General features: G+C 41.8%; 18 protein-coding genes. 5 read left to right on the forward strand and 13 right to left on the reverse strand.

All coding sequences use genetic code 11. The features are described 5' to 3' along the window. Positions 1-8: 8 nt before the first annotated feature. Entirely contained in the window at positions 9-239 is a 231-nt protein-coding gene (locus tag QZT73_RS05955; RefSeq protein WP_291782291.1) for a hypothetical protein, read from the reverse strand. A gap of 97 nt (positions 240-336) precedes the next feature. On the opposite strand from QZT73_RS05955, the gene QZT73_RS05960 reads away from it, so the two are divergent. Further along, a complete protein-coding gene (locus QZT73_RS05960) occupies positions 337-1,242 on the forward strand; it encodes an AEC family transporter (protein ID WP_291782288.1) in 906 nt (301 codons plus the stop codon). Here the strand turns inward: QZT73_RS05960 and QZT73_RS05965 are convergent. From QZT73_RS05965 to QZT73_RS06020, 12 genes are all read right to left on the reverse strand, one after another. Further along, positions 1,239-4,223 (reverse strand): AsmA-like C-terminal region-containing protein, encoded by a 2,985-nt coding sequence (locus QZT73_RS05965; RefSeq protein WP_291782285.1) that lies wholly within the window; start codon positions 4,221-4,223, stop codon positions 1,239-1,241. The genes QZT73_RS05960 and QZT73_RS05965 overlap by 4 nt on opposite strands. Positions 4,224-4,299: 76 nt before the next feature. Beyond that, complete coding sequence (locus QZT73_RS05970; RefSeq protein WP_291782282.1) at positions 4,300-5,097, reverse strand: inositol monophosphatase family protein; 798 nt, start codon at positions 5,095-5,097, stop codon at positions 4,300-4,302. Positions 5,098-5,161: 64 nt separating this feature from the next. Continuing rightward, on the reverse strand, positions 5,162-5,887 hold the full coding sequence (gene rsmI, locus QZT73_RS05975) for a 16S rRNA (cytidine(1402)-2'-O)-methyltransferase (protein WP_291782279.1): 726 nt from the start codon (positions 5,885-5,887) through the stop codon (positions 5,162-5,164). A gap of 1 nt (position 5,888) precedes the next feature. Then, positions 5,889-6,116 carry a 4a-hydroxytetrahydrobiopterin dehydratase gene (locus tag QZT73_RS05980; RefSeq protein WP_291782275.1) on the reverse strand — a complete coding sequence of 76 codons (228 nt, stop codon included), beginning with the start codon at positions 6,114-6,116 and terminating at the stop codon, positions 5,889-5,891. Positions 6,117-6,128: 12 nt separating this feature from the next. Continuing rightward, positions 6,129-6,395 carry a DUF493 family protein gene (locus QZT73_RS05985; RefSeq protein ID WP_291782273.1) on the reverse strand — a complete coding sequence of 89 codons (267 nt, stop codon included), beginning with the start codon at positions 6,393-6,395 and terminating at the stop codon, positions 6,129-6,131. Between the two features lie 376 nt (positions 6,396-6,771). After that, the gene (locus QZT73_RS05990) at positions 6,772-8,883 is read right to left on the reverse strand and encodes a peptidylprolyl isomerase (RefSeq protein ID WP_291787163.1); all 2,112 of its coding nucleotides are present in this window, start codon (positions 8,881-8,883) and stop codon (positions 6,772-6,774) included. Between the two features lie 74 nt (positions 8,884-8,957). Continuing rightward, positions 8,958-10,244 carry a hemolysin family protein gene (locus tag QZT73_RS05995; protein ID WP_291782267.1) on the reverse strand — a complete coding sequence of 429 codons (1,287 nt, stop codon included), beginning with the start codon at positions 10,242-10,244 and terminating at the stop codon, positions 8,958-8,960. Continuing rightward, entirely contained in the window at positions 10,244-10,444 is a 201-nt protein-coding gene (locus QZT73_RS06000) for a hypothetical protein (protein WP_291782264.1), read from the reverse strand. The genes QZT73_RS05995 and QZT73_RS06000 overlap by 1 nt, the downstream gene beginning before the upstream one ends. Position 10,445: 1 nt before the next feature. Beyond that, positions 10,446-10,991 carry an LPS export ABC transporter periplasmic protein LptC gene (gene lptC, locus QZT73_RS06005; protein WP_291782262.1) on the reverse strand — a complete coding sequence of 182 codons (546 nt, stop codon included), beginning with the start codon at positions 10,989-10,991 and terminating at the stop codon, positions 10,446-10,448. A 90-nt stretch (positions 10,992-11,081) separates the two neighbouring features. Continuing rightward, positions 11,082-12,386 carry a hypothetical protein gene (locus QZT73_RS06010; RefSeq protein ID WP_291782259.1) on the reverse strand — a complete coding sequence of 435 codons (1,305 nt, stop codon included), beginning with the start codon at positions 12,384-12,386 and terminating at the stop codon, positions 11,082-11,084. Positions 12,387-12,397: 11 nt separating this feature from the next. Then, a complete protein-coding gene (locus QZT73_RS06015) occupies positions 12,398-13,681 on the reverse strand; it encodes a hypothetical protein (RefSeq protein ID WP_291782255.1) in 1,284 nt (427 codons plus the stop codon). Then, positions 13,665-14,390, reverse strand: coding sequence for a type III pantothenate kinase (locus tag QZT73_RS06020; RefSeq protein ID WP_291782252.1), 726 nt, complete (start codon positions 14,388-14,390; stop codon positions 13,665-13,667). Before QZT73_RS06020 ends, QZT73_RS06015 begins: the two co-directional genes overlap by 17 nt. Positions 14,391-14,509: 119 nt before the next feature. Here QZT73_RS06020 and QZT73_RS06025 point away from each other — a divergent pair, with 119 nt between their 5' ends. From QZT73_RS06025 to QZT73_RS06040, 4 genes are all read left to right on the forward strand, one after another. Next, the gene (locus QZT73_RS06025) at positions 14,510-15,586 is read left to right on the forward strand and encodes an anhydro-N-acetylmuramic acid kinase (protein WP_291787165.1); all 1,077 of its coding nucleotides are present in this window, start codon (positions 14,510-14,512) and stop codon (positions 15,584-15,586) included. Between the two features lie 52 nt (positions 15,587-15,638). After that, positions 15,639-16,865, forward strand: a complete 1,227-nt coding sequence (locus QZT73_RS06030) for a Glu/Leu/Phe/Val dehydrogenase dimerization domain-containing protein (protein WP_291778788.1) — start codon at positions 15,639-15,641, stop codon at positions 16,863-16,865. A gap of 194 nt (positions 16,866-17,059) precedes the next feature. After that, complete coding sequence (locus QZT73_RS06035; RefSeq protein WP_291778791.1) at positions 17,060-18,562, forward strand: sodium:proton antiporter; 1,503 nt, start codon at positions 17,060-17,062, stop codon at positions 18,560-18,562. Positions 18,563-19,141: 579 nt separating this feature from the next. Beyond that, positions 19,142-21,277, forward strand: a complete 2,136-nt coding sequence (locus QZT73_RS06040; protein WP_291787167.1) for a prolyl oligopeptidase family serine peptidase — start codon at positions 19,142-19,144, stop codon at positions 21,275-21,277. Positions 21,278-21,684 lie beyond the last annotated feature (407 nt).

The following is a 21,684-nucleotide window of genomic DNA, read 5'->3' on the forward strand; positions in this document are numbered from 1 at the left end:
AAATAGGATTAAAAATCAAGAATGGTCTCGTAGGACCTGGTAAGGATATGGTTTGTTCTGAACCAATAATCATAGGTCTCAAATGAAACACAATCATTCAACTCTAATCCTTGATATTTGACCCTTTCTAAACTGCTTTTTGGTAACCAACTCCTTAAATCATTTGCCTGGTCAATAGTCAACTGCCCCAATTGAATCATTTTTTTGCCTTCTACCTGAAAGGGAATTATTCTGTTCATAGCCTTATTGTTTTTACAAATGAAAAAATAAAGATGCTCAAAACAGTTAATCAAAAATTATGATTGTGTTAATTTTAGACATTCACAAACCAAGCCAATGCTGAATATCTTACTGATCCCCATTTTTCTTCTTGTGGGAATATTCCTTCAAAAGGTGAAATCCCTACCATCAGGCCTTCCGAGCTATCTCAATCAATACCTGATTTACATAGTACTTCCAGCCTTGGCATTGAAGTATTTGCCATTTGTGGAAATGGAGGCAAGTTTACTTCTGCCAATTGCATCAGCCTATATCAGTTTTGGCTTGTCTTGGGTAATTTTTGGGTTTTTGGGAAAAAAATTAAATTGGTCTCATGGAGTAACCGGGTGCCTAATTATAACAGCAGGGCTGGCCAATACTTCTTTTGTTGGCTTTCCGGTAGTCAAGGCACTTTATGGAGAAGAGGCCGTACAGATCGCCTTATTGATTGATCAGGCAGGCTCATTTATTCTTGTAAGCAGCGTTGCCATCGTAGTGGCTTCTATTTACGGCAAGGGAAAAAAAAGGAAGCGGGATATCAGCAAAAAAATACTGACTTTTCCCCCCTTCATTTTCTTCGTTCTGGCTATGATGATGAATTTTTTTAGCGCACAGACCCCAGCCATAATAATGCCTCTTCTGGAATGGATTGCTTTAAGCCTTACGCCTGCAGCTTTGATCTCTGTGGGACTTCAGGTTAAAATCAACTGTGCAGGCATCAGCATGCCCCAGCTTTGGTACGGACTTTTGTACAAATTGATATTTATTCCTTTGATTATTCTGCTGCTATTCAAACACATCTTCCATCTTCAGGGTATACTTTTACAGGTTTCAGTTATTGAAACCGCAATGGCCCCGATGATCACCGGATCAATCATTGCCATCAGTCACGACCTGGAACCCAAACTTGCTTCTTTATTGGTGGGTGTGGGCATACCCTTATCTTTTCTAAGTATTAGCGGGTGGTATTGGATCCTCTCTTAGTTGTCATTTTTCTTTGTGGTATCCGGCTTAGCTGGTCGCTGCCTACCAAGTACACCTTTTAGCAATCCTTTGGCTTCTTCCACAGCTTTCCCTTTCACTTCTTCCGCCTTTCTTTCTGCCTCTTTCTTGACACTATCCTGGACCATTTCAGCTTTGAGTTGCATCTCTTTTTTGATGCTATCTTCAGCAGCTTTGAATTGTTTGGTCACTTGTTCTTGGATGTTTTCCCTCTCAGCACTCACTCTTGATCGCAATGCATTTGTCAAAAGATTTTCGATGCTCTGTCCTCCAGCAAGGGCTATCCTAGGGCTGTTATAGGTTCCTCCAAGATTCAGTGCAACAGGAATTATAGTGGAGGTACTGGCTTCAGTTCCGGAGATTGTAGCCAATAAAGTATTGGCCTGGGCCCCAAATTTACCCGCTGGAACCTGCATATTGATCAGGTAATTAATGGTGCCATCAAAGCCGGTGCTTCCCTGAATATTAGCCTGATAGTCCCATAAGCGAACATCAAAAGGACGGACGTCCATTACACCATTTTTGATTTCTATGGGAATATTAACATTTCTAAACTGAATGGTATTGGTCTCATTCAATTGGGTCAGACTTGTAATGGTCTGTAGCATCTGACTGTTTTGATAGGCGGCTTCTGCCACTCGAAGAATCCCTTGTGCATTCAATGAAGACAAAACAGGCATCATATCCTGACCTAATATGCCGGAAAAATTAAGATTAGAATTGAAATTTCCAGTCAAATGCTGTGCTACGGGAGCAAAAGCTTTGACTGTATTGAGCGATTCAAATGCCTGCGAAATACTCAGGTTGGATAGATTGAGTCTAAAATCAAATCTTGGGGTAGATAAGTCCCTGGGATCATAAGAACCGTTTACGGTAATCTTTCCGCCCAAGGCCAGCATGCCTGCATCATTGAAAGTCAGCACTCCCTCCTTAAGGTTTAGGGTACCTCGTACATCCTTGAGGTTCATATCATCATACAGCACCTCAGCTGCCGCTACAGACATCGTAAAATCAATATTTCCCGGAAGCTGTAGTACTTCCAATTCTGCACTTTCCTCGCTTTCAGTCATCCACTCGTTCACATCAAAGCGGGTTGAGTTCAAATTCAGTCGTCCTTCAAGGACTTCATTTTCTTTGAGAACAAAATTCAGGTAGTTGGACAGGAAGCCAGTTGCCTGCACTGGGCTTTGTCCTACCCTTGCGTCAAATTTGCTTAAGTTGATCCTTTCCGGAGAAAAATCAGCAGAAGCTTCATGGATCCTTAATCCCTGAGGCAGGTCAGTCGAGGTAAAATAAAATTTATCCAATGACACATTTCCCCTCGTATCCAAGCGGTTATATCTTCCTGCCTCCACATCTGTGTATGAGCCTTTTGAAGTTAGGTCGGCCATAACTTTGCCTTCCATGATGATATTGTTCATTGGAAAAATAGACAGCATTTTCCCTAGATCCACTGCTCCTTTTATGGCTCCATCCCAGTTTAAAAGTGTAAAATCAGAAATCCTTAACCTACCTGACACAGTTTCCTCCTCCAATTCAAATCCAAACTGACTAAGATCAATCAAAAAATCGTTCATTTTCCCAGTGTTGTTTTGTACTGAAGCATTTACATTCAGCTTTTCGATGGGAGCTGGGTAATCCTGACTTTTTACATATCCATTGCTTAAAAGCAGCTTGGTATCGATGGTTGGGATAATTTTGGCAATAGAGTCATACCTTCCCTTTGCCTTGGCGTCTACATCCAACATACCCCTTAAGGTAATCCCTTCAATAGGAAAAATGGATGTCAATTCCTCCAGGTTGAGTTTACCATTCAATGCTCCATCTATATCATAAGTCCTCAAATTAGCTAAGGCCAAACGTCCTTTTAGTGGATTACTGCCAAAATTCATGCTGAATATTGGAATCTGAATACTGGTATCATCCAGATTATCGGTTTCATTTTTTACCCGCATATCTATCTGAATATCACTAACCGGACGAGGCAGATCCGGATATTGGAAAAAGCCATCCGTGACTTTAAGTCTAACATCAAATGCGGGGAACCTTTCTTCTGCATAGAGCCCTTTGAAAAAGCCCTGAAAATCCATACTTCCAGATGTGTTCAGGTTGGAAAAGTTTTCTGTATACATCCCAGGAACCAAAGAGAGAATGCTTTTGAAGCTATTGTCTTTGCCGGAGAAATTCAGATCGAAATCTATTCCTTCTTCAGGCAAAGCCACAAATCCATAGAGATCAAAGAAAAAGTCATTGATAGCAAAATCTCCCTCTTCAAAGGCAAATTTCATTTGCTGCATATCTATATGCAGTAAAGTCTCACCTTTAAATCTTTTACGGCTCATGTAATTCGTTCCTTCGTAGGTGATGTCTGCAATGAGTGCCTCCACCTTTAAGGGCAAATCATAAAGATCCAATGTGAAATCGCCCCGCCCTTCTGCCTTCACTTTACCCAAAGCCATAAAATATTGAAGCTCCCTGTCATCATAAATGATATCGAAATCATTGACTTCGATTAAATCTACAGCCATTTTGAAATTGCTCTCTGCGCTATCTTTATCTGAAGGATAAGTAATGTCATAGTTAGCCCTGCCATCCTCCAAAACTTTGACATATAAGCTGCCACCATCGACATGGAGCCCTGTAAGGGTAGGAAAATCATCAAAAATGATAGAACGCAAATTAAAATCAACCTGTATCCTATCCATATGGATCAAGGTGTCATTTTGAAAAGGAGGGTTGCCGATAATACCCATTTCCTGAACAGTAGCAGAAATATGAGGAAAGCGTTTGAATATACTCAAGCTTACTTTGTTGATATCAAAGTAAACTTGGGCATTTATCGAATTGCTGACTTCTCTATCAATTCTTTCTGCGATTTTATCTTTAAAAATAAATGGTACGGCTATCAACAGGCCCAATAAGATAAATAAAACGGCAAGGCTGATCAGAATAGCTTTTTTCATGGTACAGTGGTCAAATGTTAGTTATTTTAACGTATCCCAGTCTAAAAAGATATCCAAGCCGTTGCCAAATAATTGGCTAGTTCTTCCAAACTTTTTGAATCTCAGCATCAAATTGCTGATGTATATGGTTATTAGTGGCCAATACTTCTCCTCCAAATAAATAATCACTTCCTTGTTTAAAATCACTTAGTTTACCACCTGCCTCTAGTACTATAATGATACCTGCTGCTACGTCATAAGGCTTCAGATTGTATTCAAAAAAGCCATCTACCCGGCCACATGCTACATAGCAAAGATCAATAGCTGCACTGCCTAATCTTCTCAAGCCATGACATTTCTCCATCAAAATCCTTAAAATCTTCAGGTAATCATCAATCCTACCAAATGCACTGTAAGGAAAACCTGTAGCTATAAGGCTTTGCTCCAAAGCCTTTGCATGACTTACATGAATACGCTGCCCATTGAGATAAGCTCCATTACCTTTTACAGCATAAAACATTTCGTCTTGATTCACTTCATATACCACCCCCAAGACGATCTCATCTTTGTGTTTAAGCCCAATAGAAACCGAGAAAATAGGTAACCCGTGAATAAAATTGGTAGTGCCGTCCAGGGGATCAATGATCCATGTATACGCCTTTCCGTCCCGCTCTGCTGTGCCTTCTTCTGTGATAAAGTCAGCCTGCGGAAGGATTGAAGCCAATTTTTTTACAATCAACTTCTCTGCTTCCTTATCCACATAGGAAACCAGATCATTCAGGCCCTTTTCCTCTACTTTCTCTAGCGTAAAACTACTTCTTTCTTTTCGGATAAATTCTCCTGCTTCCTTCGCTACCGACTTGGTATACTCTAATATTTTCAATAAATCAACCATTTAAGTCTTATTTCTTGGTTTTAGATTCTAAGAAAAACGCTCACTTTTCCTTCCGAAATCTGACTTAAGATTTTCGGAATTCTTTAATCTCTTTCTTTTCCACCTTTCCCTCAACTACCAATACAATTTCTCCTTTTATCGGATGCTCTTGGTAATAGGCTGTCAGTTCTCCCAGGGTACCTCTCACATTCTCCTCAAAAACTTTAGTCAACTCCCTGGAGACACTTGCCATCCTATCTTGCCCAAAGGCTTCTGCCAATTGTCCTAAAGTTTTCATCAAGCGGTGCGGAGATTCATAAAATACCATTGTACGGGATTCTTCTACCAAAGCTTGAATCCGCGTTTGTCTGCCTTTTTTATGGGGCAAAAAACCTTCAAAGGTAAACCGGTCATTTGGTAAACCAGAGTTGACCAAGGCAGGAACAAAAGCTGTAGCTCCAGGGAGACAGTTCACCTCTAGGCCAGCTTCTTTGACTGCGCGCACCAGTAAAAACCCCGGATCGGAAATACCCGGTGTTCCAGCATCGCTGCAGAGCGCCATCACCTCACCTGTTTTCATTCTCTGCACAAGCCTTTCCACCGTCTTATGTTCGTTGAAGATATGGTAACTCTGCAATGGCCTGTTAATCTCGAAATGCTTAAGGAGTTTTCCAGTTGTCCGGGTATCCTCAGCCAATATGACATCTACGGATTTCAGTACCTCAATGGCCCTCAAAGTAATATCCTTCAGGTTACCTATAGGTGTGGGAACCAAAAATAAGCAAATGTGCTTTTCCTCCTCAGAAGACATATTAGAGCTTATCAATGGCAGCTGCAAGCTTTCTGTCCTTTTCAGTTACCACATTACCATCATCATGCGTGGTCAACTCAATGGTAACTGAATTGTAAACATTGCTCCAATTGGGATGATGCTTATGTGCCTCTGCCAAAAATGCAACCCTGGTCATAAAAGCAAAGGCCTCTTGAAAATCTTTGAATTTAAATGTTCTTTTTAAGCGATTATCTTCTTCTTTCCACATGATCATTTGAATTTACAGTGATATTACTCCTTTTATTTTTGATGCCCGTTCGTATACTTCCAAAATAGCCTCTGCATTGGGCATCATGGCTTTAATGGTTGCAGACACATATTTCCCTTTGGAAGATTCCTTTAAGGTCATTTTGTTATTGGGCAATAAGGCTGCTACTTGGTCTTCCCTTCCATTCAATACTATAAATTTAAACATATATAAAGTTGGAAATGCTGTTTGTGCCTCCAATTTCTCTTTGAATGCCTTTTTGTCAAACGTGGTTTTCATACGAGTAAATTTACTTGAATAACAGCAATCCTCCCAAAATAAATCCTTCAACCCAGCATAGTTAATGGATTATTCGCATAATCTTTTTTCTTGCCGTTTATTTTGCGCTACCCTCCGATATGCATTGGAGAGACCTAAAACTTTCCTTTCCAATCAGGTAAGGTAAAGAATTCAGCCCGGATGTGTATTAGGTTTAGAGATAGCCTGTTCTGGAAAATGTTGGGAAAGGATGAAAAATTTCTGCAAATTTGGTATTCATGGATGGAAAACCAAATGCATAATTGCGATTATAATATCTATCCTATTGCTTTTTGGTCATAAAAAAACCCACAGATCAGGCTGTGGGCTTTTGGTTGGATTGTTTGGTTATGAATAATTAAAAGAATCTGTATCTATAATCCTTCACATCAGCAAGGTCTTCTAAGGCCAGCATAATCATATAAGCTGTTCTTTGGGAAGCATTCATGGTCAATTGCATTTGATTGCCGGAATAACTTCCTACCTCAGCTGCTGGGGTCAAAGCATTCAGTTTGATTACGATAACGCCTACATCTTCATGTACTGGCATACTGATCTGCCCAGGCTCTTTTAAGCCAAAAGCTGCACCTATTGCAGCGGGTGCAAAACCCACACCAGGTAAAACGGAAGCACTTAGCTTAAGGTCTGGTGTATTGTCCAATGAAGCCTCTTCAGGAAATTCTACCTGCATGTCCTCCAATGAAGTTTTACCGGCCAATCTTTCTTTGATAATTGCAGCTTTCTTATCATTCCTTACTTGGTTAAGAACCTGAACCCTTACCTGATCCAAAGAAGCAGTTCCTTCCTCATACCTGGTTTTAAGTGTTGCCACCAAATAGCTGTTGTCCAATTCAAATACATCAGATACTTTTCCAACGGAAGCATCGTTAAATGCCCATCTGATCACTTCTCTAGCACCCTGGAGATTGTTGAGGTTTCTGTCAAAAGCACCCACATTATTGGCCTGAATGATTCTAAAGCCCTCTTTTTCGGCGTTCTCTGCAAATTCCTTGGCATTGGAAGCACTGGCTGCAAAGAAATCCGCCTTTCTGAAGACATCATTTCTAGTAGCGTCACTTGGGATCAGTTCCAACTCCAAAACAGCAATTTTATAAGTTTCTGCTCTTGGAAGTTCAGTTACATCTATGATGTGGTAACCATATTCTGTTTCTATCAATCTGCCAATTAAGCCTGTTGATCTTACCGCATAAGCTGCTTCTGCAAACTCTTCAACAAAATCCTCCTTAGCAAAAAATCCCAGATCTCCTCCTCTTTGTGCGGTAGCATCCTGACCATACTGGGCAGCGGCAGTTGCAAAATTAAGGCCATCCTGAATCTCTTTGAGTACGCTTTGTGCATTTGCCCTAACTTCTGCTTTACCTTCTTCAGAGAGCCCCTGTGTACCGAAAAGGATATGGCTTGCTCTCATTCTTGGCGTACCATTAAATTTATCAGTGATTTTGTAAGTAACATAGGTGGAACGGTTGGTAAGGAAAGGGCCATAGGTCTCACCTGCTTCTATGTTATCCACGTTTGAGGTAAGAGAGTTCGGCAAGTCATCACCTGGAAGAACCGTCAGAAAAGGCCTTTGCGCTTCTGAATTCCTCAATACAAATACCGAATCATTACTGGCATTTCTAAGTTCTTCGGTCAATTGTCTGATTTCAGAGATCACAGCAGCTGAATCTTCGGGGCTAGGGACCAGATTAAAGGCTACATATTCCAAATCTACCGCATTGGAGACTTTGAATTTTTCCTTATTCTTATTGATGTAGTCTCTCAATTCAGCATCTGTTACCTGCACATCCCCATCCGGTATGGCATAAAAAGGAATAAACAAATGGTCAACATCCGCGATGGAGTTCTGCATTTTGTGATCCATCCTACCTTCGGCAGTAGTAGCATACTCAGAAGTGGCCAGCAAGTTATCGTATTTCACACGCAACCTCGCGTCAGCAAATAGGCGTTCTTGCTGTGCCCAAAAAGCCCGCTGCTCAGGTGCGGCCGTTTCCAAAGACTGTAAAAACGCGATCAATTGAGACCTATCAAACTCTCCCGTTTCTGGGTTGATCAATTGCTGTCTCAACTCAGCGATAATATTTTTACCCTGCACCATGTCTACCAGTTCTGCATCGGATATGGTAAGACCCAAAGCCTCATATTGGGAGGCAAATGCCCTTTCTACTATCAGTGCCTGCCAAGCCTGCTCTCTGATAGTATACATTTCATTCTCAGAAGGAGTCCTGCCTGTATTTTGCTGGAAATTAAATTTAACTTCTTCAATTTTTTGAATGTATTCCTCATAGGTAATACTTTCACCTGCAATCTCACCTACCTTGTTAGACCTCCCACCCAAAAGGGTAGAATTTGGGCTTAAAATATCTCCTCCAACGAGGAAAAATATCAAGCCGACTGCTATAACTCCGATTGCAAGACCTGTTTTCTGTCTGATTTTTTTTATTAATGCCATTCTACTGGATTTTTGAAGTGCCGCAAAATAATTACATCTAACGCTAAATTCAAAATAATATCCCTGTCAATAAATCACTTATTGGAATTAAGGGAAGGATTAAACTTAATTTTAAGCGTTTCGATCCTGTGGTCCTGCTTGGCCACGATGGTAAAGGTAAGCATGCCAAAGGTAATACTTTGGCCTTTTTGAGGGATATCTTCCGTTAAGGAAAGAATAAAACCTGCTAAGGTTTCAAATTCTCCATAAGGAAGTTCCCAACCGTATTTATCATTCAGGTAATCTATTTCATGTCTCGCACTGATCAGGTATTCATTTTCAGAAACTTTTTGCTCGATCAAATCATCGGTATCATATTCATCCTGTATCTCCCCAAAAATCTCCTCTATGATATCCTCCATACTTACAATGCCACTGGTACCTCCGAATTCATCTACCACCAAAGCCAAACTCTTCCTTTCTTCAATAAACTGGATCAGGAGTTCATTGGCAAGGGCAGACTCAGGAACAATGATGATGGGGGTAAGGATATCGTTTATATTTTTTGGTTTTTTGAACAGCTCCAACTGATGACAGTAACCAATGACATTGTCAATGGATTCTTTGTAAACAATGATTTTGGAATGCCCACTCTCTGCAAAAACTTCTTTCAATTCCTCTATATTGTCTTCTACATCCACTGCTACAATATCTGTACGGGGAACCATACACTCTCTGATTCGAATGGATTTGAACTCCACAGCATTGTCAAAAATCTTGGAATCTATTTCCACTTTTGTATCCTCATTCCCATGCTTTAGGCTATGTTGAATAAATCGGTTCAGATCTGTTACCTTAAATACCGGTTTATCTTCACTGTATTCAAAGCCTAAGATTTTGGTAATGAAAAAGCGGGAAAGCCCTACCACCAACCAAACAATTGGGTACATAAGGAGGTAAATTGTCTGGAAAGGTACCGACAAAGCTGCCAATAACCTGTTGGGATTGAGTAAAAAAATACTTTTTGGAAGAAATTCTGCTGTCACCAAGACGATAATGGTTGATAAAATGGTCTGAATGATCATAATAGAAGCCTGGTTTTCTACATTCGAAGGCAACCATCCTGCAATCCAAGGTTCAAGTAAATTGGCCATAAATATGCCATATAGCACCAATGCAATGGTATTTCCGATCAATGTAGTTCCAATAAACTGTCCTGGTTTTTGTAAAAAACCGGATAGAATTTTCCCTGAAAGGTGCCCCTGCTTATTCTGTAACTCAATATGCAATTTATTTGCCGATAAAAATGCTATCTCTATTCCTGAAAAGAAGGCCGAAAACAACAGGGTGATCAATACGTACAGTAAATATTCTGTTCCCATTATTTTTTACCTTGAGAGTTCCGTTTTTCTTCATCTTTACCTGCATTTTGATTTTGGCGGTATTTGTACCAAAACAATAAAATAACAGCTAACATGAAAATAGGGTAAGAAGCAAACAAACCATGGGTGATGGTCTGATGGGTGCCGATAATCACTAAGGCTGCTGAAAGTGAAAGGATAACGATATTATTGATTTTCATATCACTGATTTTCACCCGGTAAAATGGTACGGCTATTGGTTACTTTAAATAATTTATACTCATTGAAGCCTTCATCTGCCTCCATACCTGTACCATTAAAGATTGTTTCTTTTTCCTGGATGGTAACAAATTTTTCTGTGTAAATCTTTTTGGCATTAGGATCCCAGAAGAGTTCCTCAGAGGAAAGCTTCTGCTCTTTTTCCAAATTGTCCACTTGCACATCCCCTTCCCCTCTGTAAAGATTATCTTTTCTTATATAATAGCCCCTGTCAGCCCTCATCGTCGTGGTGATATTGCCTTCCTTATCCAAAAAAGTGATCTCTATCCCTTCTGGGAATTCCATATCTCCTCCGTCAAACTCCAATTGTTTTCTAGCCACCAAATGAGACCGCACCACTGCGGAGTCACTATGGAAAAGTTCAATTTCATAACGGGTACTTATGGGGCCGTCATAAACCTCAAACATACTGCTGTCCACCTCATCTCCACAGGATAAAAGATACATAGTAAGTATAAGGAACATGGTCTGCATAAAAAGCGCCTTCATGTTTGCAAAGATACCAAAAGATTCCATATCAAGTAATAACATAAAAAAAGGCAGCACTGATGCTGCCTTTTTTTCTTACAATTATCTTTATCAATCTCTTGTAGCCAAAGTCACGGTCTCTCCTACCCAGCATCCTGTGTTGATGGATTCTCCGACCATTTTACCTTCTGTAAACAATTCCTCCTTAGAAGGGAACCTCGCACGGGCATCTCTCATTCCCTCATTGTTGCCCGCTCTTTGGAATGCATTGTAAGCTGCAATGAAAACAGAGTAATCTTTGGCCCTGCTCTCTCCACCTTTGCAGTCATTGAAGGCTCCCAAATACAAATAACCTATCAAAGAATAAGCATCTGCCGTTTTTTCTGAATCCAATCTGGCTGCTTCCTGAGCCGCTGATCTAGCCGCTGATTTTCTACCCAGTTGGGCGTGTACCTTTGCAAGGTCCATTTGTACATCCGCTTTCTGTTTATCACTTTCTGCCAATGTCAAAGCCTTTTCCAAAACCGGTTGCGCTTTTTCATAATCTCTGTTGGACATATACCTCATCGCTCTTACCTGTGAAGTGGAGAAAGTTGGATTGTCGGAGTCAATTATTTCCAGCGCTTGAAGAAAAGAATTGGAGTTCAGACATTTATATTGTACAGAGTATTTGAAAATTTGCTGGGCCAACATCAAATCAGTAGGATCTGCTGTTAATTTTGGTCCTAAAGTATTTTCGATAAAATCACAATCAATCAATTCCATAGCTACTATCAACTGCTCAAGAGTTGATCTTGGTGCTGCAACATCCTTGCCTTCCGCCTCAGCATTATCCAAAATTTTATTCAATGTTTCAAACCTTTCCAAAAGCTCTATTTTCGTAAAAGCGCTATTGTAAGCGTTGTGCCTGTACACAGCGTTAAAATAGGCTGCAGTCAAACCTGGGGTGTTTAGCGTGCCGTTCACTTCCATTGCCCTGTCAAAGGCGTTAACAATATCCCCCACTCTGTTTCTATCATTTACATAATAATTGTAGGCATAGTAGGCTTTATTTTCAATCCATTTGACTTCATTGTCATATTTTTCTTTTCTATGATCAAATATGGTCATCACTGAATCCTGGTAAACACGCTTCTGTGCTTCATCACTTGTAATCTTTGCAGCACCGTCATAAACAGTGATGCCGTTGATATATATAGATTCATTCAGCCCGGGAACATTGGTTAATAACCAGTGCAAAGGTTTTGTTGCCTCTACAAATTGTTCTGACTTCATGTAATCCACATAGGCAGCGTTCAACTCCCTTGCTTTTGCCTCTACGGAAGGATCAGAAGGCCAATTCCATCCATCTTGTGCTTGAGCCAAGCCCACTACTGCAAGGGTCAATAAACCGGCTAATACATTTTTAACTTTCATGTCTGTTAACTTTAATCAAATACTCGTTTGTAAAACCATGTGTTATCGTTGAGAGAGAAACCTAGGCTAAAGGAAACATAGTTCTCTCTGATCAATCCATTATCTGTTGTGCCGCGAGTTCCCAACTTGATGGCGAAATTGGCCAATGATAAAGTGTTTATAGGAACTGAACCTCCAAAATTAATGCCAATATCAGAAATCTGTGTATTGGCTACAACATATGGGGTTTGCTGATAGTTTACACCAAACCTCCAAGTCGTCCTTTGGAAAAGGTTGGCCAAGGCGGCAAAGTCCGGAGCAAGCTGCCCACCCAGAGCTAGGGAAAAGGAATCACCCAATTCACCAGTGTTACCTCCAAAGTCCCTGTATTGACTGAGACGTTGATGTTGTGCCTCCAGACCAATAACAAATTTATTAATTTTTTCATAAGTTATACCATAACCTAAGTTATTAGGAACATAAATTGACCCAATTTCATTATTCCTTAGGATATCTCCGTCCCCTTCGGGCCTACTAGCTTGGCCAAAATCAGCTACCTTCGCAAATTCTTTTCCATTAAGATTTCCATATGCCTGATAAATGGCGCCTAAGTGCAGGTTACTATTGGGAGCAATTTTGAAATAGTAATGTGCTCCTCCCTTAAAGGACACGTCACTTACTGTGAATCGCTGATAGAATTCTGATGAAACACCAATTGGTTCTCCATTTTCAGAAAGCAATGAAAGTTGATTGGTTCTGATAGTAGACCCAAAAAGATAAGATCCCTGTAGGCCAATACTCAGATTTTTAGCTAACAGATAACCAGTGGACAAATAAGCTTCAGAAATCCCACCTTCTCCGTCTATGAAATTGATAGATGAAAGGTTGGAATTGGCCACTTGTCCTCTGACCAAAATATTGTAATTGACACCGGTAACCTGATTAAGGCCTAAACCCATGGTATGCTTTCCGGATTTAACCGGCAAAGACATTCCAACATAGGAAAGCCCTCCACCATCTAATACTTCAGAATTACTTTCGGTTGTCGCATTGATTCTTTGGTAATTCAAGGCCGCTTGGAAATTGAATATGGTATTTCTTGTACTCAGTGCGGGATTCATGTAATTGACCCCCCAACCCGTGCCAAAACTAATTCCCAGTCCTCCCATGCCTTGGTTGTGTGTAAAACCGGAATTATTGAAATCACCGATACCTAAAGCGCTGTAGGTCGACGCACTTGACTGCGAAAAGGATTCGGTAAATACAAGAAAGGCACAAAAAGTGCCCAGAAATTTCAAACTATTGGAAATTGACATTGTGAGTTAAAATTCTATTTAGGCCATACAGGACCAAATTAGGGATTACAAATATGTGGTCTTTTGTCAAGCTTTCAAAAATTTTTGAATCACCTCCACAAATAATGACCCTTAAACCAGGATATTTGGCCTGATAGGCCACTATACAACCTTGTATTTCATGCAGTATACCGAAATATACCCCGCTTTTCATACCTTTTTCGGTTGAGTTACCGATAAGCTCGGGTTTTTGACCCAAAGACAGTTCCAGCAGGGGCAAACGGGCCGTTTGCTGGTGCATTGCCCTGAAGCGCATCTTGAGTCCAGGTGAAATGGCACCGCCGTAGTAACGGTCTTCTTCATCCAGAAAATCGTATGTAATACAGCTGCCCATATCTATGGCCAAAAGGTGTCCTTTTTCTATAATACATCGGGCACCTACTGCAGCCGCCTTTCTGTCCACTCCAAGCGTCTCCGGAGTCTCATAAAGGTTTTTGATAGGAAGCAGAGTAGTCTTGCTCAAATAAAGAAAAGGGAAATCCAATTGCGCTTTCAAATCATCTTCGGTATAGGTAACCGAACTGATCAAAGCATGGTCAAAAGCCAGCTGTTGAGAAAAGCCAAAAAAAGTATCAAAATCTTCAAAATAGGCTTCATCCACCAAGCCTTGCCCATCAAAAAGGGCGGTCTTGATCCTGGTATTGCCGATATCTACTACAAATTGTTTCAATTACTTTTGAAAAGATTAAGAATAGTTTACAATGGCGAAATTACTCATTTTCAGATAGGACGGTTTTTGTATAAAATAAAATTAACTTTGAGCAGCCATAATTTAACAATATTTAACCCATGACAGCCCATAAAGCATACAAGATGATAGGCCTGATGTCAGGAACTTCCGGAGATGGACTTGACTTGGCTTACTGTGAATTCAAATTGGAACATGCTCAATGGTCCTATCAATTGCTGGAACATGAAACTGTTCCATTCCCTGAACAGCTGGGATTGGCCTTGAAAAACTCTCATTTGATCAATGGGCTTGAATTAAGCATACTGGATGTGCAATTTGGAAAATGGATGGGAGAAAAAGTGAGGCTTTTTGTAGGTGACAAACAAATCAAAGTAGATGCTGTGGCCTCCCATGGCCATACCGTCTTTCATCAACCCGACAAAGGACTCAGCCTGCAGATAGGCAACGGCTGGGCTTTGCACAAAGCTTCCGGTCTTACGGTCATTAATGATTTCAGAATGCTGGATGTGCAGCTGGGCGGTCAAGGTGCACCACTTGTACCTATAGGAGACCGACTGCTTTTTGGAGAATATGATTATTGTGTCAATCTGGGTGGAATTGCAAATGTGAGCATGGAGTACTCAGGTTTAAGGCTCGCTTTTGACATCTGCCCGTTCAACTTATTGCTCAACCACTACGCCAATTTGCTGGGAAAGGAATATGATAAAGATGGAAATATCGCAAAAAGCGGCAAACTGCTTCATGGCCTTTTGGATGATTTGAATAAGATCAGGTATTATGACCTGCGCGGCTCCAAATCATTGGGTAGGGAGGATCTTCAGCCCTTTTTTGAAGTATTGGAGGAAAAGGATTACCCTACGGAGGACATTCTTCACACCTTGGTCCATCACTTTGCCCTACAGCTTCAACACGCACTCAAACCCTTATCAGGGCAAGTGGCCAAAGTGCTCATTACTGGAGGAGGTGCCTTCAATAAATATTTCATGGAAACTTTAAAATTAGCTTTGGGTGAATCTTTTTCCATCGTATCTGCGTCCAAAGAATTGATCAATTACAAAGAAGCCCTGATATTTGCCTTTCTCGGTGTACTTCGGCTCAGGGGAGAAAATAACTGTCTATTCACAGTCACAGGCGCCTCAAGAGACAATTGTGGCGGCACGATTTACGGGTTTTGAGAATTGATCGCCAATTATTTCTATTTTTGCCCGCATAAACCCAAATATAAACATGAAAGATTTACTCAAAAAATTTGAGAACAAACAGCCAGAAATAGTCTTTGAATGGAGCGACAGCGAAACCGAGGCAGAAGGCTGGGTAGTAATCAATTCTCTCAGGGGAGGCGCAGCCGGAGGAGGCACAAGGATGCGCAAAGGCCTGGACAAAAGAGAGGTAGAATCCCTTGCCAAAACCATGGAGGTCAAATTCACTGTTTCAGGACCTGCTATTGGCGGAGCAAAATCAGGAATTAATTTTGACCCCAATGACCCAAGAAAAGAAGAAGTCCTGAAGAGATGGTATAAGGTGGTCATGCCCCTTCTAAAAAGTTACTACGGTACAGGTGGGGACCTGAACGTGGATGAAATCCATCAGGTAATTCCTATTACGGAGTCCTATGGCCTTTGGCATCCACAGGAAGGTATTGTCAATGGGCATTTTCATGCCACTGAGCCCCAGAAAATCCGGAAAATCGGGCAATTGAGGCAGGGGGTATCTAAAGTGCTGGAAGACCCTGAATATACGCCAAATGGCCCTAAAAAATTTACCGTGGCAGATATGATTACGGGTTATGGTGTAGCGGAAGCTGTACGGCATTATTATAAGATTTGGGGTGGACAAATAAAAAGTAAAAGAGCCATTATTCAAGGCTGGGGCAATGTAGGTGCAGCAGCAGCCTGTTTTCTTGCGGTAGAAGGCGTCAAAATTGTGGGTATCATTGACCGTGATGGAGGACTGATCAATGAAGCCGGCTATAGCCTGGATGAAATCCGCGAACTCTTTTTACAGCGGGAAGGCAACAAACTGGTTACAGCAAACATGATTCCTTTTGAAGAAATTAATCAACGCATCTGGGACCTACCAACGGAAATCTTTATACCTGCAGCTGCTTCACGTCTGATTACGCAGCAACAGGCCGAAAGAATGGTCAATACCGGGCTGGAGGTTATCTCCTGCGGGGCCAATGTTCCCTTTGCTGACCCCGAAATCTTTTTGGGTCCTATCGGCCTTTGGGCTGATGAACAGGTAGCTGTACTGCCTGATTTTATTGCCAACTGTGGAATGGCCCGGGTATTTGCTTATCTTATGTCCGACAAGGCTGAGCTTACGGATGATGCCATCTTCAGAGATGTAAGCAAGACCATTGCCAAGGCCTTGAAAAAGACTTACGAGAAAAATCCTGGAAAAACAAAGATTGCGCAGACCTCTTTGGAAATTGCCTTGAAGCAGTTAATATAAAAAATCTGCCAGTCATCAGCCGGGTTGAATAGTTTTTAAATTAATTCAACCCGGCTTGTTTATTTTATGTGGTGCTTTTGAAGCAAATTAAGTAGTTTAGCAAGAACAAACTTGACTATTTACAACGCGATTTGTAGGTTTCCCAGGTTTTTTTAATCCAAAACTGTTGAAGAAAATTGCTTAAATTACGCTGAATGAAAAATATATTCGCTGTTTTTGTTTTCCTATTGGGGGTGATGATTTTTTTAGACCCGGCTAAGGCACATGCCCAGGAGGAAGTACAGACGGAAATAACAGAAAGCCCGGAACAAGATGACCCCATTAGCAGTGTAGCCGCTCATATTCATGATGATGCACATGAGCACCATAAAGACGCCCCGATTTGGCTGGTTATTCCTTTTATTGCTTTGTTATTGATGATTGCAACAGGCCCTTTGTTTTATGAGCATTTTTGGCACCATAACTATCCGAAAATAGCAGTAGGGCTTGCCATCATTGTGGTATTTTATTACCTGTTTGCCCTGCATAATGTCCATGGGCCTGTGCATGCACTTGCTGAATACGTACAGTTCATTGCTTTATTAGCTTCCCTGTATATTGCCTCTGGGGGAATTCTGATAGAAATAGACAAAAAAGCAACGCCTATGGCCAATGTGGCCTTGCTGTTGGTCGGAGCAATTATTTCTAACCTGATCGGTACCACGGGTGCCTCCATGTTGCTGATCAGGCCATTTATCAGGCTGAACAAGGGAAACATTCAACCTTATCACATCATCTTCTTTATTTTTATGGTAAGCAATGTGGGCGGGTCACTTACCCCTATCGGAGATCCACCGCTATTTCTTGGTTTCTTAAAGGGAGTTCCATTCTTCTGGACATTGGAACACAATTGGCCAGCATGGATTTTGGCGCTGATACTATTGGCCATTATTTTTTATTTTGTGGACAAGAAGTTTGGCAGGGCCAATGAAGATGATCTCGAAGAAGTAAGCTATACCAATAAGTTTGAACTGATCGGTACCAAAAATTTCCTATGGCTTGGAGTGGTAATAGCCTCCGTTTTCCTTGATCCAAACGTAATTGATTGGGTTCCCGCCATCCATTATGATGGGCAGAAATTCTCCTTTATCAGGGAAATCATCATGTTATCTGTAGCCTATTTCAGTTTTAAATTTGCCGACCAAAAAGCCATCAAAGGGAATGAATTCAACTTTGAACCGATCAGGGAAGTAGCCTTTATCTTTATAGGAATCTTCGGCACAATGATGCCGGCACTGGAATTGGTGGGTAATTTTGCCAAGTCTCCAGAAGGAGCCCAAATGATCACTGCCAATACCCTATACTGGGGAACTGGTATCCTTTCAGGATTTTTGGACAATGCGCCTACCTACCTGAACTTCCTGGCTGCAGCCATGGCTTCAAAAGGGGCTGAAATCTCCAATATTGAAATGGTAAGGGATTTTGCTATGAATAAGTATGGTCAATCTGCCTTTGAACTGATGGCCATTTCTATTGCGGCGGTATTCTTTGGTGCCATGACTTATATAGGTAATGGCCCTAACTTTATGGTAAAATCCATCGCAGAGCAGAGCGGCATCAAGATGCCTTCTTTCTTTGGTTATATCATCCGCTTCTCTTTGCCAATTCTCTTACCGATTTTGATCATTACCTGGTTGGTATTCTTTGCTTTTGTATAAATGAAGAAACCACCGGAAAATATAAAACCGGCGAAAGTCGGTTTTTTGTTGGTTGATTTTATAGAGAACGAATCAGCCGCTGAAAAAATGAACCCAATTGGTGTAATCCGAAATTAGTGGCATAAATTTCGGGATCCGACCTTCCTCTTTCGGTCACTTCCATTTAAATTCAACTCCTGCCGGAGTTGGGGTGGCTGGAGGTTTCTTATTCCCCTCCCCGGGTAGCAACCCGGGGCAAATACCACTTTGTGGATTCAATCACTTCGTGATTGTCTTAATAATTTCACTATTTCCGTGTCCCCCTTTCGCCTTCCGAAATCCCCTTTTCCCTTTCCCTTTCCCTTTTTCCTTTTTCCTTTTTCCTTTTTCCTTTTTCCTTTTTCCTTGGCTCTTATTTTCCAACCCTGCATCCTGGCCCTGAGCTACCCCGAAAGCTTTCGGGGGTCCAGTGGACATTTTCTTAACGCTCAGTCCTCCCTTTTCTCTTTCTACTTTCACCTTTCCCCCAATTTCTTTTTGCCCCGCTTTAAAATTCCCCTTAAATTGTCCCCCATTCCAACAAAACATATTCTTTGAATGATGAACCCAAATAAATTAATGAGTACTATGCTGGTCAGCAGCCTACTAGTTGGCTGCGGACAGCAAGAAAAATTTCCAAGCATCGACGTGACCTATCCTGAAACAAAAAAATCAGACCATGTGGACGAATATTGGGGTGAAAAGGTAGCCGACCCGTTCCGCTGGCTGGAAGATGACTACTCCGAGGAAACAAAAGCCTGGGTAGAAGCCCAAAATAAGGTTACCTTCGGTTACCTGGAGCAAATTCCATTTAGAGAAGCTATCAGACAAAGACTGGAGCAAGTCTGGAACTATGAAAGGATTTCCGCTCCGAATACCTTTGGGGAATATCAATACTATTACAGGAATGACGGCTTACAGAACCAATCTGTGCTCTACAGAAAAAAAGGGCCTGAGGGGGAAGAGGAACTTTTCCTGGATCCCAATAAACTTTCGGCTGACGGTACGACCTCCCTGGCAGGAGCAGCCTTTACCAAGGACGGTAGCCTCTTTGCCTATGCTGTTTCGGTAGCAGGGTCAGATTGGAGGGACATCTACGTGATGGATACGGACAGCAAGGAACTAAAAGCTGATAAAATCGAAGATGCCAAATTTACAGGCATCGCCTGGAAAGGGAATGAAGGATTTTTCTACAGTACCTACGAAAAACCGGGAGGATCCAAACTCTCCGCCTTGACCAATAACCATAAACTTTACTACCATCAGCTTGGAACAGACCAAAGTCAGGATGTCTTGGTGTTTGGGGATGACAACAACCCAAGAAGGTATGTGGGTGCTTCTGTGACAGAAGACGGTAAATACCTGGTCATTACCGCGGCCAACAGCACCACAGGCAATGAATTATACATTCAGGATCTGAGCAGGGCCATGTCCCCGATCGTGCCCATCGTGGCTGATATGGAAAATACCCATTACCTGATCGATCATCAGGATGGAGAATTATTTATTTTCACCAACCTCGATGCGCCTAATAACCGCTTGGTCAAAACTGCTATTAGCACATTAGCGGCTGACAACTGGGTGGATGTGATTCCGGAAACAGAAAATGTACTTAGCGTTTCCACAGGCGGAGGGAAGCTATTTGCCTCCTACCTCAAAGATGCCATCACCGAAGTCAAGCAATTGGCCTATGATGGTAAGTTGGAGCGGGTGGTGGACTTGCCAGGGATTGGTACGGCAGGAGGATTCTCTGCTAAAAGAGAGGAAACAGAATTGTACTTCAGCTTTACTTCTTACCTCACCCCTGGTTCCATTTATACCTACGACATTGCTTCCGGCGCGGTAGCCTTGTACAATAGCCCAGAGGTTGACTTTGATCCTTCTTTGTATGAAAGCAAGCAAATCTTCTATACTTCCAAGGATGGTACCCAAATCCCAATGATCATTACCCATAAAAAGGGATTGAAAATGGATAGTAAAAACCCTACCATCCTGTATGGATATGGCGGCTTTGGGGTGAGTCTGACGCCTTCTTTCAGTATTGCCAATACGGTATGGTTGGAAAACGGCGGGGTATATGCCGTGCCCAACCTAAGAGGAGGAGGGGAATATGGTGAAAAATGGCATTTGGCTGGCACCAAGATGAAGAAACAAAATGTTTTCGACGACTTTATCGCTGCCGGAGAATACCTGATCAAAGAAGGTTATACTTCTTCAGATTTTCTTGCCCTAAGGGGAGGAAGCAATGGGGGATTATTGGTCGGTGCGGTCATGACCCAAAGGCCCGAACTGGCAAGGGTAGCCTTCCCTGCTGTAGGTGTACTGGATATGCTGCGCTATCATCAGTTTACGGCCGGTGCAGGATGGGCTTATGATTATGGGACTGCCGATGATTCTGAGGAAATGTTCCGTTACCTGAAAGGCTATTCTCCTTTACATAATTTAAAACCAGGAACGGCCTTTCCAGCCACTTTGGTGACCACTGCTGACCATGATGACCGGGTAGTGCCTGCACATTCCTTCAAGTTTGCATCCACCTTACAGGAGGCACATGCTGGAGCGCTTCCAGTTTTGATTCGAATAGAAACCAATGCAGGACATGGCGCAGGTAAACCTACCGCCATGCAGATTGCGGAGATAGCCGATATCTTTGCTTTTGGTCTGTATAATATGGGGGTGGGTTTCCAGAATAGGTGATGGGTAAGTCCCAACCCTCCAAGGGTTTCGAACCCTTGGAGGGTTTTTCATGATAGAATATCCTGTTTTCTTGTCCTTTTATCATTAGTGGATAGTTCTTATATGCGACCCCATCGGGGTCGTATATTTATAGCTGGATGTCTTTGCCTACAGCTATGTGACCCCGAAGGGGTCAAACAGTTTTAAAATTAAATGTGAGTTCAATAAAACACGAATTTTACCCAAACCCTCCAAGGGTCTCGAACCCTTGGAGGGCCATTAGTAATGGATACACTCTGAGTAAAGCGAAGGGTCTCCCAAAATAAGAGGGGATACTTCGACTCTGCAGGCTTCGTCTACCATTGACAGGTTACTGGAACCGTCACCCTGAGTGAAGCGAAAGCCTGCCCCGATCCTTTCGGGGGGTC

Origin of the sequence: Cecembia sp. (assembly GCF_007126775.1) — a bacterium.
GTDB lineage: Bacteria > Bacteroidota > Bacteroidia > Cytophagales > Cyclobacteriaceae > Cecembia.

Excerpts from the sequence above, each read along its gene's own strand:
- QZT73_RS05955 (WP_291782291.1), bottom strand. The coding sequence starts at position 239 with ATGAACAGAATAATTCCCTTTCAGGTAGAAGGCAAAAAAATGATTCAA.
- QZT73_RS05960 (WP_291782288.1), top strand. The coding sequence starts at position 337 with ATGCTGAATATCTTACTGATCCCCATTTTTCTTCTTGTGGGAATATTC.
- QZT73_RS05965 (WP_291782285.1), bottom strand. The coding sequence starts at position 4,223 with ATGAAAAAAGCTATTCTGATCAGCCTTGCCGTTTTATTTATCTTATTG.
- QZT73_RS05970 (WP_291782282.1), bottom strand. The coding sequence starts at position 5,097 with ATGGTTGATTTATTGAAAATATTAGAGTATACCAAGTCGGTAGCGAAG.
- rsmI (WP_291782279.1), bottom strand. The coding sequence starts at position 5,887 with ATGTCTTCTGAGGAGGAAAAGCACATTTGCTTATTTTTGGTTCCCACA.
- QZT73_RS05980 (WP_291782275.1), bottom strand. The coding sequence starts at position 6,116 with ATGTGGAAAGAAGAAGATAATCGCTTAAAAAGAACATTTAAATTCAAA.
- QZT73_RS05985 (WP_291782273.1), bottom strand. The coding sequence starts at position 6,395 with ATGAAAACCACGTTTGACAAAAAGGCATTCAAAGAGAAATTGGAGGCA.
- QZT73_RS05990 (WP_291787163.1), bottom strand. The coding sequence starts at position 8,883 with ATGGCATTAATAAAAAAAATCAGACAGAAAACAGGTCTTGCAATCGGA.
- QZT73_RS05995 (WP_291782267.1), bottom strand. The coding sequence starts at position 10,244 with ATGGGAACAGAATATTTACTGTACGTATTGATCACCCTGTTGTTTTCG.
- QZT73_RS06000 (WP_291782264.1), bottom strand. The coding sequence starts at position 10,444 with ATGAAAATCAATAATATCGTTATCCTTTCACTTTCAGCAGCCTTAGTG.
- lptC (WP_291782262.1), bottom strand. The coding sequence starts at position 10,991 with ATGAAGGCGCTTTTTATGCAGACCATGTTCCTTATACTTACTATGTAT.
- QZT73_RS06010 (WP_291782259.1), bottom strand. The coding sequence starts at position 12,386 with ATGAAAGTTAAAAATGTATTAGCCGGTTTATTGACCCTTGCAGTAGTG.
- QZT73_RS06015 (WP_291782255.1), bottom strand. The coding sequence starts at position 13,681 with ATGTCAATTTCCAATAGTTTGAAATTTCTGGGCACTTTTTGTGCCTTT.
- QZT73_RS06025 (WP_291787165.1), top strand. The coding sequence starts at position 14,510 with ATGACAGCCCATAAAGCATACAAGATGATAGGCCTGATGTCAGGAACT.
- QZT73_RS06030 (WP_291778788.1), top strand. The coding sequence starts at position 15,639 with ATGAAAGATTTACTCAAAAAATTTGAGAACAAACAGCCAGAAATAGTC.
- QZT73_RS06035 (WP_291778791.1), top strand. The coding sequence starts at position 17,060 with ATGAAAAATATATTCGCTGTTTTTGTTTTCCTATTGGGGGTGATGATT.
- QZT73_RS06040 (WP_291787167.1), top strand. The coding sequence starts at position 19,142 with ATGAACCCAAATAAATTAATGAGTACTATGCTGGTCAGCAGCCTACTA.